The sequence below is a fragment of the Actinoplanes teichomyceticus ATCC 31121 genome, from assembly GCF_003711105.1.
GTDB lineage: Bacteria > Actinomycetota > Actinomycetes > Mycobacteriales > Micromonosporaceae > Actinoplanes > Actinoplanes teichomyceticus.
This window is the reverse complement of sequence record NZ_CP023865.1, coordinates 6,277,343-6,293,395: the sequence shown is the minus strand read 5'-3', so window position 1 is coordinate 6,293,395 and position 16,053 is coordinate 6,277,343. Positions and strand designations below refer to the sequence as shown.

Annotated in this window: 17 protein-coding genes; 7 read left to right on the top strand and 10 right to left on the bottom strand. The window is 72.9% G+C overall.

From position 1 onward, the window contains the following. Window positions 1-30: 30 nt before the first annotated feature. Window positions 31-540 (bottom strand): hypothetical protein, encoded by a 510-nt coding sequence (locus ACTEI_RS27610; protein ID WP_122980328.1) that lies wholly within the window; start codon window positions 538-540, stop codon window positions 31-33. Between the two features lie 166 nt (window positions 541-706). On the opposite strand from ACTEI_RS27610, the gene ACTEI_RS27605 reads away from it, so the two are divergent. Continuing rightward, on the top strand, window positions 707-3,007 hold the full coding sequence (locus tag ACTEI_RS27605) for a HelD family protein (protein WP_122980327.1): 2,301 nt from the start codon (window positions 707-709) through the stop codon (window positions 3,005-3,007). Window positions 3,008-3,176: 169 nt separating this feature from the next. Here ACTEI_RS27605 and ACTEI_RS27600 read toward each other — a convergent pair whose 3' ends face one another. Beyond that, window positions 3,177-3,920 (bottom strand): class I SAM-dependent methyltransferase, encoded by a 744-nt coding sequence (locus ACTEI_RS27600; protein ID WP_122980326.1) that lies wholly within the window; start codon window positions 3,918-3,920, stop codon window positions 3,177-3,179. Window positions 3,921-4,058: 138 nt separating this feature from the next. Beyond that, entirely contained in the window at window positions 4,059-4,979 is a 921-nt protein-coding gene (locus ACTEI_RS27595; RefSeq protein ID WP_122980325.1) for a sigma-70 family RNA polymerase sigma factor, read from the bottom strand. Between the two features lie 213 nt (window positions 4,980-5,192). Here ACTEI_RS27595 and ACTEI_RS27590 point away from each other — a divergent pair, with 213 nt between their 5' ends. Further along, window positions 5,193-5,693, top strand: a complete 501-nt coding sequence (locus ACTEI_RS27590) for a DUF456 domain-containing protein (RefSeq protein WP_122980324.1) — start codon at window positions 5,193-5,195, stop codon at window positions 5,691-5,693. A gap of 112 nt (window positions 5,694-5,805) precedes the next feature. Here ACTEI_RS27590 and ACTEI_RS27585 read toward each other — a convergent pair whose 3' ends face one another. Continuing rightward, complete coding sequence (locus ACTEI_RS27585; protein ID WP_122982446.1) at window positions 5,806-7,005, bottom strand: D-alanyl-D-alanine carboxypeptidase family protein; 1,200 nt, start codon at window positions 7,003-7,005, stop codon at window positions 5,806-5,808. Between the two features lie 11 nt (window positions 7,006-7,016). Continuing rightward, complete coding sequence (locus tag ACTEI_RS27580; RefSeq protein ID WP_122980323.1) at window positions 7,017-7,448, bottom strand: hypothetical protein; 432 nt, start codon at window positions 7,446-7,448, stop codon at window positions 7,017-7,019. Window positions 7,449-7,643: 195 nt separating this feature from the next. Here ACTEI_RS27580 and ACTEI_RS27575 point away from each other — a divergent pair, with 195 nt between their 5' ends. After that, window positions 7,644-7,997, top strand: a complete 354-nt coding sequence (locus tag ACTEI_RS27575; RefSeq protein WP_122980322.1) for a histone-like nucleoid-structuring protein Lsr2 — start codon at window positions 7,644-7,646, stop codon at window positions 7,995-7,997. Window positions 7,998-8,036: 39 nt separating this feature from the next. On the opposite strand, the gene ACTEI_RS27570 is transcribed toward ACTEI_RS27575, so the two are convergent. After that, a complete protein-coding gene (locus tag ACTEI_RS27570; RefSeq protein ID WP_122980321.1) occupies window positions 8,037-8,918 on the bottom strand; it encodes an LLM class flavin-dependent oxidoreductase in 882 nt (293 codons plus the stop codon). A gap of 120 nt (window positions 8,919-9,038) precedes the next feature. On the opposite strand from ACTEI_RS27570, the gene ACTEI_RS27565 reads away from it, so the two are divergent. Next, window positions 9,039-9,224: a hypothetical protein gene (locus tag ACTEI_RS27565; RefSeq protein ID WP_372443251.1), complete on the top strand. Its 186-nt coding sequence runs from the start codon at window positions 9,039-9,041 to the stop codon at window positions 9,222-9,224. Here ACTEI_RS27565 and ACTEI_RS27560 read toward each other — a convergent pair. After that, on the bottom strand, window positions 9,154-9,957 hold the full coding sequence (locus tag ACTEI_RS27560) for an SDR family NAD(P)-dependent oxidoreductase (RefSeq protein WP_122980319.1): 804 nt from the start codon (window positions 9,955-9,957) through the stop codon (window positions 9,154-9,156). The genes ACTEI_RS27565 and ACTEI_RS27560 overlap by 71 nt on opposite strands. Window positions 9,958-10,069: 112 nt before the next feature. Between ACTEI_RS27560 and ACTEI_RS27555 the strand changes: the two genes are divergently transcribed. Continuing rightward, complete coding sequence (locus ACTEI_RS27555; protein ID WP_122982445.1) at window positions 10,070-10,651, top strand: TetR/AcrR family transcriptional regulator; 582 nt, start codon at window positions 10,070-10,072, stop codon at window positions 10,649-10,651. A gap of 197 nt (window positions 10,652-10,848) precedes the next feature. Here ACTEI_RS27555 and ACTEI_RS27550 read toward each other — a convergent pair whose 3' ends face one another. The 3 genes from ACTEI_RS27550 to ACTEI_RS27540 all read right to left on the bottom strand — a co-directional run bounded on the left by ACTEI_RS27550 (window position 10,849) and on the right by ACTEI_RS27540 (window position 13,010). Beyond that, complete coding sequence (locus ACTEI_RS27550) at window positions 10,849-11,307, bottom strand: MarR family transcriptional regulator (RefSeq protein ID WP_122980318.1); 459 nt, start codon at window positions 11,305-11,307, stop codon at window positions 10,849-10,851. Window positions 11,308-11,380: 73 nt separating this feature from the next. Further along, window positions 11,381-12,523, bottom strand: coding sequence for a PP2C family protein-serine/threonine phosphatase (locus tag ACTEI_RS27545; protein ID WP_122980317.1), 1,143 nt, complete (start codon window positions 12,521-12,523; stop codon window positions 11,381-11,383). A gap of 94 nt (window positions 12,524-12,617) precedes the next feature. Then, entirely contained in the window at window positions 12,618-13,010 is a 393-nt protein-coding gene (locus ACTEI_RS27540; protein WP_122980316.1) for an ATP-binding protein, read from the bottom strand. A 132-nt stretch (window positions 13,011-13,142) separates the two neighbouring features. Here ACTEI_RS27540 and ACTEI_RS27535 point away from each other — a divergent pair, with 132 nt between their 5' ends. Next, entirely contained in the window at window positions 13,143-14,969 is a 1,827-nt protein-coding gene (locus ACTEI_RS27535) for a sigma-70 family RNA polymerase sigma factor (protein ID WP_122980315.1), read from the top strand. A gap of 10 nt (window positions 14,970-14,979) precedes the next feature. Further along, on the top strand, window positions 14,980-15,978 hold the full coding sequence (gene fgd, locus ACTEI_RS27530) for a glucose-6-phosphate dehydrogenase (coenzyme-F420) (protein WP_122980314.1): 999 nt from the start codon (window positions 14,980-14,982) through the stop codon (window positions 15,976-15,978). The last annotated feature ends 75 nt before the right edge of the window (window positions 15,979-16,053 follow it).

The following is a 16,053-nucleotide window of genomic DNA, read 5'->3' as shown; positions in this document are numbered from 1 at the left end:
GCGGACGGCGGCGGGCCAGCCGTTCTCCGGTCACTTGTTGGCGCAGGTCCCGGCCTTCTTCTGGGCCGCGATCGCCTTCGCCGCGCCGAGCTTGTAGAGCGCCAGCCCTTCGGGCGCCGGTTCCAGCCGCCACGCCTCACCCTCGTACACCATGGTGTACGACTGCGCCGCGACCAGCTGCTTGGCGATCACGACGGCCTTGTCGGCGCCCTCCATCCGGGCGCTGGTGAGCTGGATCGCCAGGCCCTTGCGGGAGCACGCCTGGTTGAGCTTGACGTAGTCGTCCTTGCTGATCGCCTGCTTGCCGGCGGAGGTGTACATCTCCCAGGCGCCGGCGAAGTCCCCGCCGCTGAACCGGTCGAACACGGTCTGCGCGGCATTCTTGGCGCCGTCGAGGGTCTTCGGCTCCGGGCCGTCGCCGGCCGCGGCGTTGCCGTCCGGCTCGTCGTCGCCGAAGGAGCAGGCCGAGGTGACGCCGAGGGCCGCGACGGCGGTGAGGGTGAGGACGGTGAGACGTCGAAACGGGCGGTTGATGTCCATGACCCGGTTAATCCCGACATGCCGCCCGGCGTAACGGCCCCGGCGTGTCCGTGACAGCTTCCGGACAGTTGCGCCTGCGCCCGTAACCCTCGGGCGGTCCGCTATTCTGGTCGTTTGCCGTAAACAGAAAAGGCAACCATCGAAAAATGGTTGCCCGGCGGCCCGTATGATAGCACGAAAAGGGGCGATTTTGTCAAGCTCGAACGCCGACATCGGTTCCGAGCAGGCGTACTTGACCGCGCTCTACCAGCGGCTCGATCAATTGCGTGAGCAGGCCGACAGCCGGCTCAAGGCGATCCTGCTGGAGGCCGGCGGCACGCCGCAGGGCCGCACCCAGCGGGAGGCCACCCGCGCCCACTACGCGGAGCAGCTCGCCCAGATGAATTCCGTCGAGAACGGCCTCTGTTTCGGCCGGCTCGACTTCGCCGCGGAGCAGCCGCGCTACATCGGCCGGATCGGCCTGTTCGCCGAGGACCGCGACCGGGACCCGCTGCTGATCGACTGGCGGGCGCCGGCGGCCCGGCCGTTCTACCTGGCCACCGCGGTCAACCCGGACGGGGTGACCCGGCGGCGGCACCTGCGCACCCGTGGCCGGGTGCTCACCGGCATCGACGACGAGGTGCTCGACCTGGAGGCCGGCGACGGGACCGGGCGCGAGGACGTGACCGGCGAGGCCGCGCTGCTGTCCGCGCTCACCGCCAACCGCACCGGACGGATGCGGGACATCGTCGAGACCATCCAGGCCGAGCAGGACGAGGTGATCCGCTCCGGGCTGGCCGGCGCGCTGGTCGTGCAGGGCGGGCCGGGCACCGGCAAGACCGCGGTGGCGCTGCACCGGGCGGCCTACCTGCTGTACACGTACCGTCAGCAGCTGACCCGCTCCGGCGTGCTGATCCTCGGGCCGAACACCACGTTCCTGCGCTACATCTCCCAGGTGCTGCCGTCGCTGGCCGAGACCGGGGTGCTGCTGGCCACGCTCGGGGACATGTTCCCGGGGGTGCGCGCCCGGGGCGTCGAGCCGGCCGGCGTCGCGGCGATCAAGGGCGACCTGGACATGATGCTGCCGGCGCTGGAGAACGCGGTCGCCGACCGGCAGACCGTGCCGGACACCTTCGTCGAGGTGGACCACGACGGCTATCCGCTGCGGATCGAGCGGGCGGTGCTGGAGGACGCGCGCGCCGCGGCCCGCCGCTCCGGCCGGCCGCACAACGTGGCCCGGGCCATCTTCGTGACCGAGGCGATCCACCAGCTGTCCCTGCAGATCGCCGAGCGGATCGGGGCGGACCCGCTGGGCGGGGAGAACCTGCTGAGCGAGGCGGACCTCGCGGAGACCCGGCGGGAGCTGCGCGAGGACGTCGACGTGCAGCAGGCGCTGTTCGACTTCTGGCCGGTGCTGACCCCCCGGCAGGTGCTGCGCGACCTGCTCACCGACGCGGACCGGCTGGAGTCGGCCGGGCTGCCGCCGTCACTGCTGCGCGACCGGTCGGCCGGATGGACCCCGGCCGACGTGCCGCTGCTCGACGAGCTGGCCGAGCTGCTCGGCGTCGACGACACGCTCAAGGTCCGCGAGCAGGCCCGGCAGCGGAAGGCGGCGATCGAGTACGCCGAGGGCGTCCTGGAGATCGTCGAGGGCTCCCGGTCGCTGGACTTCGAGGACGTGGAGGAGGAGATCCTCTCCGCGATCGACGTGGTGGACGCGAGCGCCTTCGTCGAACGGCACGAGGTGATCGACACCCGGACCGCGGCGGAACGGGCCGCGGCCGACCGGACCTGGGTGTTCGGGCACGTGATCGTGGACGAGGCCCAGGAGCTGTCGCCGATGGCCTGGCGGATGCTGATGCGCCGCTGCCCGAGCCGGTCGATGACCGTGGTCGGGGACGTCGCGCAGACCTCGGAGCTGTCCGGGAGCACGACCTGGGACCAGGTCTTCGAGCCCTACGTCGGGCACCGCTGGCGGCTGGTCGAGCTGAGCGTCAACTACCGGACGCCGGCCGAGGTGATGGCGGTCGCCGCGGACGTGCTTGCCGCGGTCGGCCCCGGGCTGACGCCGCCGCGGTCGGTGCGCTCGGCCGGGGTCACGCCGTGGGCCCGGCAGGTGCCCTCCGAGGCTCTGGCCGAGGAGCTGATCGCGGACGTCCGCAAGGAGGCGGCCGCGGTGGAGGCCGGTCGCGTCGGGGTCCTGGTCCCGGCCCGCCTGGAGCCGTCGCTGGGCGCCGCGCTCGTCGGCGCCGTGCCCGGGGCGGCCGTGGGGGAGCAGCCCGACCTGCTCAACCACGTGGTGCTGATGACCGTGCGGCAGGCCAAGGGCCTGGAGTTCGACTCCGTCCTGGTGGTCTGCCCGGACGAGATCCTCGCGGAGAGCCCCCGGGGGCTGTCCGACCTCTACGTGGCGGTGACCCGGGCGACCCAGCGGCTCGGGGTCCTGCACACCACGCCGCTTCCCGCGGTGCTGTCCTCGCTGGCCTGACGGCCGCGCCCGCGAGGCGCGGCCGTCGACCGCTTCCGGCGATTCGGTACGCCGGGAGCGGTCCGCCGGGTCAGCCGGTGCGCTGGGTGGTGTGTGCGCCCGGGTCAGCCGGTGCGCTGGGTGGTGTGCGCCCGGGTCGGCGGGTGCGCTGTGCCGCGTCCGCCCGGGGTCAGCGGGCGCGCTGTGCCAGGAAGACGTTCTCCCGGCCCGGCCGGTCCGGGGCGTCCCGCACCTCCAGCACGTCGAACCCGGCCGTGCGCAGCGACTCCGCGATCTCGTCGCGGGACCGGAACCGCAGGGTCGAGTCCGAGGTCAGCACCGTCCGGTCGGCATGGAAGTGGAACTCGTAGCGGAACGAGACCAGCGGCAGCCGCACGTGCAGACCGCCGAAATGCCGCTCGACCAGGCCGACCCCCGGGACGTCGCGGAGGACCGGCGCGGTGTCGGCGGCCCACTCCCGCCAGGCGCGGAACTCCGGTCGCCGGGCCTCGAAGACCAGGTGCCCGCCGGACCGCAGCACCCGGTGGATGCCGCGCAGTGCGGCGGCCCAGTCGTCGTCGGTGAGGAACACCTGGGCCACGTTCCCGGTCATCAGCGCCAGGTCGGCCGGCGGCCGGGCACCCCACACGGCCGGCAGCTCGCCGGCTCCGCCGTGCAGCCAGGTGACCGGCGAAGCGGTCGGTTTCGCCCGCGCCACGTGCAGCGACGCCGCCGCCGGGTCCACGCCGGTCACCGTCCGGCCGGTCCCGGCCAGGAGCGTGGCGAGCGTCCCGGTGCCGCAGCCGACGTCGACGACGTGCCCCGGGTCCAGGGCCTCGACAATCTCCAGGTAGGCGGGCAGATCGCCGCGGTCGCTGTCGAAGGCGTCGTAGAGCGGCGCGAGCCGTGGATGGGCGAACAGGTCGTCGGGCATCCCCGCAACCTATCGACCAGCTTCCATGCAGGTCTACCGATTTGTCCGTCCGTGCCTGCGAAGGCCGCTCGGCCCGCAGCGGCGCGGTGCGCACAGCACGGCGGGAGGGCTCAGCGTCCGCTGAGCCCTCCCGGTCGATCAGGCCGCCGTCGGGCGCAGGCCGCGGCCGATGGCGGTGTGGCCGTTCGCGTTGGTCATCGCCAGCCGGCTGCGCATGGAGGTGTTGTTGGCGATGTTGGCGTAGTACGACGCGCGGCGGCGGGCGGTGATGCTCTCCGGGTTCTCCGGCACCGGGGCCAGCTCCGGGTCGAGGTGGGTGTTCAGGCCGTCGCGCAGCAGCGACAGCGCCTCGGCGCGCAGCTGGGAGACGCGGGACTCGGTGACGCCGAGGTCCTTGGCGATCTCCGCCATCGGGCGCTCCTGCAGGAAGTACTCGGTCACCACGGTCTGCAGGCGCTCCGGCAGGGAGCCGATCGCGTGGTGCAGGTACCCGATCTGCTCGCGGCGCAGCAGCATCTCCTCCGGGCCCGGGGTGGGCTCGGTGACCAGGTCGTCGGCGCTGCTGGTGGTGAAGCCCTGCAGCGACAGGACCGTCGCGCGCTGCACGTCGGTGTCGGTCTGGTGCAGCTCGGTGGTGGTGGTGCCGAGCGCCTGCGCCAGCTCCTCCGGCGTCGGCGTACGTCCCAGCGTGGTGGTCAGGCTCTGCCGCGTCACATCGGTGTTGCGGGCCTTGGACCGTACCGAGCGGGTCGCCCAGTCCAGCGAGCGCAGCTCGTCCAGCAGGGCGCCGCGGATCCGGGTGCCGGCGAAGCGGTGGAACGGCACCCCGCGCTGCGGGTCCCAGCCGCGGGCGGCGGTGACCAGGGCGTGCAGGCCGGCGCTGGTCAGGTCGTCGCGGTGGATGTGGTTGGGGATCCGGCTGAGCATGTCCCGCACCAGGTGGCCGACCAGCGGCATGTGCGTGCGGATCAGCTCCTCCTGCTCGGCGGCGGAGAGCACCGGCGTCACGGGAGCGGTGTCGGCGGCGAGGTCGGCAGCGGTCGTCACGGTGCTGGTCATGTCGTTTCCCCCGGTTGTTCTCGGCGCCCCGTTGGCTGGGTGGGCACCGGCTGACAAGGGAGAACTCTGAGGTCGCGAGGGTGCGGGAGAAGGTCACGGACAGTTGCCTCCCGGTTGCTTGCCAACCGGGGCGGTCGTCCGCGTTGCCGGAGTCGATCGGCGGCCCCCGGGCCCGCTTGAGGGTTTCCGCCGGGGTACGGCAGGGTGGGCCGCATGGATCTGAGCGACAGCGGCGCGGCCGTGAACCTCGTCGCCGGGCTGGTGATCGCCGCCGGGGTGCTCGGGGTGCTGCTGCCGGTGCTTCCCGGCCTGCTGCTGACCTGGGGCGGGGTGCTGTTCTGGGCGCTGCTGTCGGATGCCGGCGGGCCGGTGCGGTGGCTGGTCCTGGCGCTGGCCACGGTGATCGCCGGGGCCGGGGCGGTGACCAAGTTCTTGTGGCCGGGCCGCAAGCTCTCCGACAGCGGGGTGCCGGGGCCGACGCTGCTGGCCGGTGGCGTGACCGGCCTGGTCGGCTTCTTCGTGGTTCCGGTGGTCGGCCTGGTGCTCGGCTTCCTGCTCGGTGTCTACCTGGTGGAGGCAGCCCGGCTGGGCGCCGGGCGGGCGTGGCCGTCGACCCGCCGGGCGCTGGCCGCGGTCGGGCTGTCCCTGCTGGTGGAGTTGGCCGCGGCGCTCGGCATCGCGGTGGTCTGGGTCTTCGGCCTGATCCTGGGCTAGGCGGACCGCGTCCCGGCGCCGGGCGGGCGGATCCCGGCGCTGCCGCTGATCGGTACGACCGTACGGGTCCCGCCCGCGGGCGAGCGGCCGAGCCCCGCGGGCCGGGCCGGGCTCAACCGTCCAGGCGGCGGCGCCGGCGCTGGACGAGCAGCAGCAGGAGCGGCAGGGCGGCCAGCGCCACGGCAACCGCGACGGCGGCGAGCACGGGCAGCCCGCGCGGCCCGGTCGGCGGCGTCGCGGCGGTCCCGGCCGCGCCGGTGGTCGCCTTCTCCGTGGCCGGGTCGCCGGTCGGCGCGGCCACCTCCGCCGGGGTGACCAGGTGCCCGACCGACGAGCCGCGCGGCTGTGCGAAACCCCAGTCCAGCAGCGCCGCGCCCTGCTGCCAGCCGCGCATCGGGCGGGCCTCGGCGCCGAGCAGGGTGACCACCAGTCGTCGCCCGCCGCGCTGGGCGGCGCCCACGTAGCTGTGCCGGGCGACCGTGGTGAACCCGGTCTTGCCGCCCATCGCGCCGGGATAGTTGTAGATCAGCTTGTTCTCGTTCTGGAACTGGAAGCCGGCCACCTTGCGGGCCGGCTGGGCGGGCATCCGCGCGGTCCGGGTCAGCACGTACTTGCGGAAGTCGGCGTTGGCGAAACACACCCGGGCGATCAGGGCGAGATCGTACGAGCTGGTGAACTGGCCCTTGCCGTCCAATCCGGACGGGGTGACCGCATGTGTCTGGAACGCGCCCAGCTCCCGGGCCTTGGCGTTCATCGCGGCCACCGTCCGGGCGACACCGTCCGCCCCGCCCCCGCCGGCCATCCGGGCCAGCGCGTTCGCCGCGTCGTTGCCGGAGTTGAGCAGCAGGCCCAGCCAGAGCGTCGAGATCGGATAGGTGCCGCCGACCACGATCCCGACCGCCGAGCTGTTCGGCTCGATGTCCAGGTCGCTCGGTACGATCCGGACCTTCTGCCGCGGGTCGAGCCGGTCGATGGCGGTCGCCGCGAGCAGTGTCTTCTGCACGCTGGCCGGGGTCTGGTGGACGTGCGGGCCACACGCCCCGAGCACCTCGCCGGTGTCCAGGTCGGCCACCATCCAGGTGGTCGCGGTGACCGCGGGCGGCTGCCTGGCGCCGGCCGGGATCACCAAACCGTGGGTGGCCAGCGCGTCGCCGCCGACCCGCATCGCCACCGGGTCGTCGGCCGGCGGGGCCGGCCGCGGCGGGGCGCTCGGCTTGGCGATCTTCGGTTTCGGGCAGGGGATCTCCGCGGCGGCGGCCGGTGTCGGCCCAACGGTGACGAGTGCGGCGGTCAGCGTCAGCGCGGCCACCATCCGGGTGACCGTCACGGCCAGCGCGCTCCCGCCTCCAGCCGGCGGTGCAGCAGGTGTTCCAGGGGCACCGGCTCGCCGTCTCCGCCGCCGGCCCCGACGACCAGCCGGGGGATGCTGGGCGACAGCTCGGCGCCGGCGAACCGGGCGCGCAGCGAGGCCGGCACGGTGAGCACGTAATACTCCCCGTCCTCGCCGACCGCGACCGACCGGTTGGATTTCAGGTACCACCCGCGGACCCGGGTCTTGTACGTCCAGCGGCCGTCGTAACTGCTCGCGGTCAGCGGGTGCGGGGGCAGCCCGCGCTCGCCGGCGCGGCGGACGAAGTCCTCCAGGAGGGTGGCGGCGTGCCGGGCCTCGGCGCTGCGCCCCGCCTCCAGCGCGGCGGCCCGGCCGGCCACGGCTTGCCGGTGGTGCGCCAGCCAGGCGGCGTGCTCGTCCTGCATGGCGCCGACCCTAACGTAGCCCCGGCCGGAGGCCAACCGGGCTTTCTCGGGATTCGGCGCGAATACTCTCCGCACATTCTGATAAGGGACCTGTCCGGTCGATCGAATAATTGCCGGATCGTGCCGGGGAGTTGCGCGAGATGGCGTTCGGGGGCCAGACTGTGCCCGGGCGATTGAATTCTCTCGGGAGTCGTTATGGCGCGGCAGGTAATCACCACCCTGATCGACGATCTGGACGGCAAGAAGGCGGATCGCACCGTCGAGTTCAGCCTCGACGGCATCAGCTACACGATCGACCTTTCCGAGGCCAATGCCGGAAAGCTGCGCAAGGCGCTGGACCCGTACATCACCGCGGGAACGCGTCTGGGCCGCACCCCGGCCGGCGGGCGGGCCCCGGCCCGGGGCGCCGCGCCGGCGCGGACCGCGGGCTCGCGCGACGAGAACCGGCTGATCCGCGAGTGGGCTATCCGCAACGGGCACAAAATCTCCGAGCGCGGCCGCATTCCGCAGGAGGTCAGCAACGCCTATCGGGCGGCGCACGGTCGCTGACCCCGGCGCGGAAATGGCCCGGCGTCCGGATCGGACACCTCAAATAGTCGCGCGCAGTCGGGGCAGCTCAGCGGCCACCGCCTCCAGGATCTTCTCCTCGCCCGCATACCAACTGGACTGCCGCGGCCAGTGCGTGATCACGTCGGTGAAACCCAGCTCCCTGGCCCGGCCGGTGGCTTCCTGGAACGCGTCCAAACTGCTCAACGAGAAGACCGGTGACGAGTCCAGATTGAGGTATCGGGCGACCGATTCCGGGGCGCGTCCGGCCGCGGCCAGGGTGTCCTCGAAACGGTCCCGGACAGCGGCCACCGCCCGCCACCATTCCGCCGCGGTCTCCGCCTGCGGGCCGGTGGTGACCCAGCCGTCGCCGTACCGCGCGGCCAGCCGCAGCGCGCGGGGCCCGTTGGCGGCGACCACGAACGGCGGCCGGGGCTGCTGCACCGGCCCCGGCGTGCTGCGCGCGTCCACCGCCGCGAAGTACGACCCGGACCAGGTGGTGGCCGGCGACCGCAGGATCGTGTCGAACAACTCGAGGAACTCGGCGAACCGGTCCACCCGGGCACGCGGGCTCAGCTCGGCGCCACCGAGCACGGCCGCGTCGAAGCCGATCCCGCCGGCGCCCAGCCCGAGCAGCAGACGGCCGCCGGAGATGTCGTCCAGGGCGGTCGCCTCCCGGGCGAAGTGCACCGGATGCCGGAAGTTCGGCGAGGCGACGTACGTCCCGAGCCGGATCCGTTGGGTGACCGTCGCGGCCGCGGTCAGCGTCGGCACCGCGTCGAACCACGGGCCGTCGACCAGATCGCGCCAGCCCAGGTGGTCGTAGGTCCAGGCGTGGTCGAAGCCGTACTCCTCGGCCAGGCGCCACCGCCGGCTCGACTCGGCCCAGCGCTGGTCGGGAAGGATCACGATGCCGAAACGCATCGCCACAGACTAGAGCGCCTCTGACGGATCATCACGAAACTGAAGATCTACCGTTGACGTGTTGTGGCGGGTGATCTGACTGATCCGGAGTGGGCGCGGCTGGAGCCGTTGTTGCCGGGCATGGCGCCGCAGCGTGGTGGCCGGTGGCGTGATCACCGGCGGGTGATCAACGGGATCCTCTGGCGGATCGAGAACGGTGCGAAGTGCGACCAGCTCCCGGACCGCGTCGTACTCCTCAACGCCCGGGCTGTGGTGGCGCGGGCGCGTCGGCCACCGAGCGGGTCACCAGCTTCGCGATGGCGGTGACCATCCGGCGTGAGCGGCGTGGCAGCAGGTGCGCCGTCACCTTGTTGCCGAGGCCCGGCACGACGTAGGCGTGGTCGCGGTCGAGCCCGCGCAGCGCGGCCCGCACCACCGGCTCCGCCGTCATGAACCGGCCCACCGCGGCTCGCTCGCCCACCACGTCGAAGAATGCGGTCCGGGTCGGGCCGGGGCACAACGCCAGCACCTTCACTCCGCGTCCGCGGTATTCCGAGCGCAGTGCCAGGCTGAAGTTGAGCACGAACGTCTTGCCCGCGCAGTAGGTGGCGAAGAACGGCGAGGGCTGGAACGCGCCCGTGGAGGCGACGTTGATGATGGCGCCGTGACCCCGGGCCAGCATCCCGGGGGTCAGTGCCCGGGTGAGGCCGACCAGTGCCACCAGGTTGACCATGAGTTGTTCCTCGTCGCGGCCCTCGGGGATCTCTTCGAACCGGCCGGCGGTGCCGAAACCGGCGTTGTTGACGAGCAGGTCGACCGGCCGGTTGAGGGCGGTGACCGCCTCAACGACGGATGCGGCGGCGCCGGGCTCGCTGAGGTCCTGGACCACGACGTCGACGCGGACACCGTCGGTGGCTCGCAGCTCGGCGGCGAGGCTCTGCAGGCGGCCGGCCGAGCGGGCGACCAGGACGAGGTCGTGGCCGCGGGCGGCCAGCTGGCGGGCGAACTCGGCGCCGAGCCCGGTTGAGGCGCCGGTCACAAGGGCGGTACGGGATGCCATGACAACTCCAGTCCATCGGCTTATGCGACGAGACTGTATCGGATGCTGGCCTAAAAGCAACAGCCGTGTAGCGGATAACTGCTGAACCGCGACCGTGATGTATTGTGTGATCATGTCCAGGACTTTGCGCGCAGATGCCGAGCGGAGCATGCGCTCGATCCTGGAGGCGGCCGAGCGGGTGCTCAGCGTCCAGCCGAACGCCTCACTGGAGCAGATCGCGGAGGCTGCCGGGGTGGCCCGGACGACGGTCCACCGGCGCTTCGCCAACCGACAGGCCTTGGTGGACGCCCTCGCCCTGGCTGCCGCCGCCCAGCTTCGTGACGCCGTCGACGCCGCCCGCCCGGACACGGCTCCCCCGCTGGTCGCCCTGCACCAAGCCACCGCGAACGTGTTGCGGACCAAACGCCACTGGCGTTTCGCCCTGGAGCTGGCCGACACCCCTGGCTCCGCGGCATTCGCCCACCAGCGGGCTCTGGCCCAGCGCTGCGTCGATCTGCTCGGGCGGGCCCGTGACCAGGGCCTGCTCCGCCCGGATGCCGACCTGGAGTGGACACGCCGGGTGCTCTACGCGCTGATCGGCGAATCGACCCACGGCCACACATTCAGCGACGCGCAGGAGTCACAACCAGATCCCGACACGCTCGCCGGCCGGATCATCGACACGCTCATACACGGCGCCGGACCGCGTCGTTAGACAGCCGGCGCAGCGGCGACTCTGGCCGCTCGTTGCCCGACGGTGCGATCTGGGCCAGAGCGCATCTGAGGGATGATCACGGATGACGGCATCCCGGAACGGTGCGGGACCGCTACCAGGCAACCGTGACCTCGCCTCGATCATGATCCGGCTCCGCGCGAACCCGACGGAGCCCACGATGATCCGTCAGATGCGCTCTAGGCGCTGCGCAGATCGCCGTCCGCCCGGGCGTCGGTGGCCGCCACCTCGAACGCCCGCAGCGCGCGGACCAGATCCTGCCGGGCGGTCACCGGCATCCGTTCGAGCACCTCGGTGAGCACCTCCCGGCGGCGGTCGCGCAGATCGGCCAGCAGCCGGCGGGCAGCGGCGGTGAGCAGCAGGCGCACCTCGCGGCGGTCCCGCGGGTCGGCGACCCGGCGCAGCAGGCCGGTGGCCTCCAGCCGGTCGCAGAGCCGGCTGGCCGAGGACGGCACCACGTCCAGCGCCTCGGCGAGACGGCTCATGTTGGTCTGCCGGTTCTCCGCGACGATGGTCAGCACGCGCAGCTGGGCCGGCGGGATCAGCGGAGTCTGCCCCTGGCGCGCTCGTTCCAGCACAGCGGCGAGCGACTCCACCGACGACTCGATCGCCGCGGCGACATCGGCGGCGTGCTCCATGGCGTATCCCGTCGCGAAGTCACGGACCCTGGCAAAGGCCTTTTCCTACCCATCCGGAGGCCGGCACAAACGGTCAACGGCGCCAATCCAGGCACACCGTGACCGCATCGTCCTCCGGCTCGGCGCCGGCGTGGAACTCCCGCAGGCCCCGCATCACCGTACCGACCGCTTCGGTGGCCGGCTGCAGCCTAGTCCCGCGTAATGCGGTGAGCAGGGCGGATTCGCCGAACGGGGGGCTGCCGCCGGGCGCGGCCGCGTGCACGCCGTCGCTGACCACGAGCAGCCGGTCGCCGGGTTCCAGCCGGAAGCGCTCGATCTCGTAGCGCGTCTCGCCGAACATGCCCAGCGGCAGCTGCTGCTCCAGCCGGACCTGGCTGATCTCGTTGCTCCGGCCGACCAGGCAGTGCGGCGAGCCCGCGTCCACCGCGTCCACCCAGCCGCCGACCAGGTCGATCTCGAGCAGCAGGGTGGCGGCGTGGACGCTCCCGCCGTACCGGGAGTGCAGCGCGTCGGAGGCCAGCTCGGCCTGCTCGACGATGTCCGCGCCGCAGCGGCGGGCGTTGCGCATCGCGTTCACCGCGGTCGCGGTGATCAGCGCCGCCTCCAGGCCCTCGCCGGCGCCGTTGAGCACGGTGACGGTCAGCCGGTCGCCGGCGAGCGCCCAGTCGAAGTGGTCGCCGCGCACGTCGTAGGCCGGCTCCAGTTGCCCGGCCAGCAGGAAGCGATCGTCGCCGAGGGAGCGCCCGGGAAGCAGGTCCCACTGCAGCTCGGCCGCCATGGTGGGCCGCTGCCGGCACTGCGCCGTGCGGTACCGGTCGGTCATCCGGTCGGCCGCGCGCAGCGCCACCGCCAGCTCGTCGGCGACGGTGCGCAGCTGTTCGGCCTGCTCCGGGCCGGGCCGCTCGGGCAGCTCGACCCGCAGCACCCCGAGCCGCTCGCCCCAGCAGGACAGCGGCAGGTGCAGCCGGGCCCGCCCGGCCGCGTCGATCTCGGTGCCCGGCTGCTGGCTGCCCAGGCAGCGCAGCGCGCCCGGCTCGGTGTCGGTTTCCGGCGGGCCCAGCAGCGGCGTGAGGCTGCGCACCATGAGATCGGTGAGCAGCACCTCGACCCGGTCGGCCGCCAGGTGCCGGCGGAGATGGTCGGCGACCACCTCGGGCAGGCGGTCGGGCGCCGCGGCACGCAGCAGCGTGCCGACGGAAACCGGATGGTCGGACACCTGAACTCCTCTCCGGGGCCGCCGGCCATCATGTGCTGTACGGCAACTGAACCCGGGCGTGCGGACGTCATCGCCGCCGACGGTGTGGTGTCGCTCAGGCGAATGACTTCTCGAAATGGATCAGTGACCCGGTGCGCGGGCTCGACTGCATGTGCACGTTCTCCGCCAGCGCCCGGATCAGGAACAGGCCGCGCCCGCGCTCGCTGGTCGTGGTCGGCGTCGGCCCGGCGTCGAGGTCGAAACCGCTGCCCTGGTCGACCACGTCGATCGAGCAGTGGTCCTCGCCGACGTCCAGGCGTACCTCGAAACCCTCCGCGCCCGCCGCGTGCTTGACCACGTTGGCGCACGCCTCGGTGAGCGCGATCTCCAGGTCGGCGCCGGCCTGGTCGTCCACCCGCAGCGTGGTCAACGCGCACCGCAGCAGCCGGCGCACGGCGGGGACGCTGTCCACCTCGCGGGGGAGATTGAGCCGAACCGACATGCGCATGACCGCTTCAGTGCCCGATCGGCTCACCCGCTAACCGTGCGAGGGATACCACGTCCGGTGATTCGTGTTATCCATGATCACCGCGCCCGTCTCCCTTGCTGGCGCCCCGGCGCCGGACGAAAGGGCAGCAGAATGGCGAACCAACCCGACACCGCCACGGTGGTGGCCGCGCGTGCCGGTGACCCGGCCGCGGTGGACCGGCTCGTGGCCGGATACCTCCCGCTCGTCTACACCATCGTGGGCCGGGCCCTGGAGGGCCACGCGGACGTCGACGACGTGGTCCAGGAGACCATGATCCGCGTCCTGCGCAACCTCGGTGAGCTGCGCGAGCCGGAGGCGTTCCGGTCCTGGCTGGTCGCCATCACGGTGCGCCAGGTGCGGGACCGGTTCCGCACCCGGCAGGTCGCGCCGGACGCCCTGCTCGACGAGGACCTGCGCGACCCGGGCGCGGACTTCACCGACCTGGCGATCACCCGGCTGGAGCTGTCCGGGCAGCGCCGGGAGACCGCCGAGGCGACCCGCTGGCTCGACGAGGAGAACCGCGAGCTGCTCTCGCTCTGGTGGCTGGAGGCCTCCGGCGAGCTGACCCGCGACGAGATCGTGGCCGGCACCGGGCTCAGCCGCCAGCACGCCGCGGTCCGCATCCAGCGGATGAAGGGCCAGCTGGAGACGGCCCGGGTGGTGGTCCGGGCGCTGCACCGGCACCCGCTCTGCCCGGAGCTGGAGGTGCTGATCGCGGGGTGGGACCGCCGGCCGAACGCGCTGTGGCGCAAGCGGATCGCCCGGCACACCCGTGACTGCCGGTACTGCGCGCCGGCCTGGCAGGACCTGGTCGCGGCGGAGCGGCTGCTGGCCGGCCTGGCCCTGATCGTCCCCCCGTCGTCGGTCACCGCCGGACTCGGCGCCGGCCTCTCCGGAACGACGGCGGGCGGCAAAGCCGTCCTGGGCAAGCTCGCCGCCAAGGCCGGGGCGAGCATGGCGCAGAAGGTGCTGGTCTCCGCGGTTGCGGTGAGCGTGGTCGGCGGGGGCGGGGCGGTCTACGCCCTGACCTCGCAGAGCGACCCGGCCCCCCGCCCCGCCCCGCAGGCCGTGGTCGCGCCGTCGCCGGTCACCGTCACCACCGCGCCGACGGCGGCCTCGCCGTCGGCGTCGCCGACCAGCAAGTCCCCGGCGCCGCGCCGGACCACCTCGGCCCCGCCGAAACCGGCCGTGCCGGCCAGGGCCGCGTCGGCCAAGAAGGGCGTCGGGGTGTGGAAGTTCGCCGGCTCCAAGGCGGCCCTCAAGGACGTCGGCGCGGGCTGGTACTACGACTGGGCCGAGCGCAACGACGAGATCCCCGGCCCGGCCGGCGTCGAGTTCGTCCCGATGATCTGGGGGAGGGCGAACGTCACCAGCGCCGCCCTCGAACGGGCCGACGCCGAGGGCGACGTGCTGCTCGGCTTCAACGAGCCGGACATGTCCGGGCAGGCGAACATGAGCGTCGAGGAGGCCCTGGCCGCCTGGCCCCGGCTGGAGGCTACCGGGATGCGCCTGGTCAGCCCGGCCGTCGCCTACGGCGGGGACACCGCGGGTGGCTGGCTCGACCGTTTCATGAGCGGGGCGCGGGCGAAGGGCCTGCGGGTCGACGCGATCGCGCTGCACTGGTACGGCTCGGACTTCAGCGCCGCCGCAGCCGATCAGTTCCTCGGCTACGTCGACGCGGTGCACAAGCGGTACGGCAAGCCGATCTGGGTCACCGAGTTCGGGCTGATGAACTTCTCCGGCTCCCCGAAATACCCCAGCGATCAGCAGAAGGTGACGTTCATCAAGGCCGCCACCGCCGGGCTGGAGAAGCGCTCCTTCGTCGAGCGTTACGCCTGGTTCGGGCTGCCCGCCGTCGGCGACAGCGTCGACTTCGGCCTCTATCGGGACGGGGACACCCCGACCAAGGCGGGTGAGGCGTACCGCGCGGCGGGCTAGGCTCGGGCTCATGATTCGGTTCGGGTACAAGGCGTCGGCGGAGCAGTTCGCGCCGGCGGAACTGCTCAGGTACGGCATCCTCGCGGAGGAGCTCGGCTTCGACTCGGTCTTCGTCAGCGATCATCTGCAACCGTGGCGCCACGACGGCGGTCACGCCCCGGCCGCGCTCCCGTGGCTCGGGGCGCTCGCCGCGCGTACCGAGCGGGTGCTGGTCGGCACCAGCGTGCTGACGCCGACGTTCCGCTACCACCCGGCCGTGGTCGCGCAGGCCTTCGCCACCCTCGGCTGCCTCGCGCCGGGCCGGGCCGTGCTGGGCGTCGGCTCCGGCGAGTCGCTCAACGAGGTGTTGCTGGGCACCCGGTGGCCGGACGGCAAGGAGCGGTTCGCCCGCCTCAAGGAGGCGGTCCTGCTGATCCAGAAGCTGTGGGCCGAGGATCGGGTGACCTACGAGGGGCAGTTCTACCGGACCGAGAACGCCACCATCTACGACAAGCCGGAGACGCCCGTCCCGATCTACATCGGCGCGTCCGGCCCGGCCGCCACCCGCCTGGCCGGCCGGATCGCCGACGGGTTCATCACCACCAGCGGCAAGGGGCACGCGCTCTACACCGACACCCTGCTGCCGGCGGTCAACGAGGGCGCCGAGAAGGCCGGCCGCAAGATCGACGACCTGGACCTGCTGATCGAGGTCAAGGTGTCCTTCGACGACGACCTGGACCGGGCCCGCAACGACACCCACTACTGGGGCGCCCTGGCCCTGTCGCCGGAGGAGAAGACCGGCGTCGAGGACCCGGTCGAGATGCAGCGCCTGGCCGACGCGCTGCCGGTGGAGCGGACCGCGACCCGGTGGATCGTCTCGTCCGACCCGGAGGAGCACGTCGCCAGGGTCGCCGAGTACCTGGACATGGGCTTCAAGCACCTGGTCTTCCACGCGCCCGGCCCGGACCAGGAGCGGTTCCTGCGCCTGTACTCGACGGAGATCCTGCCCCGGCTCCGCGCCCGGGGCTGAGGCCGATCGCCGCGCCGCGCGACCCGGCCGCTCGGCGCCGCTGACCTCGGCGGATTCTCGGCGGCCGCCTCCGGC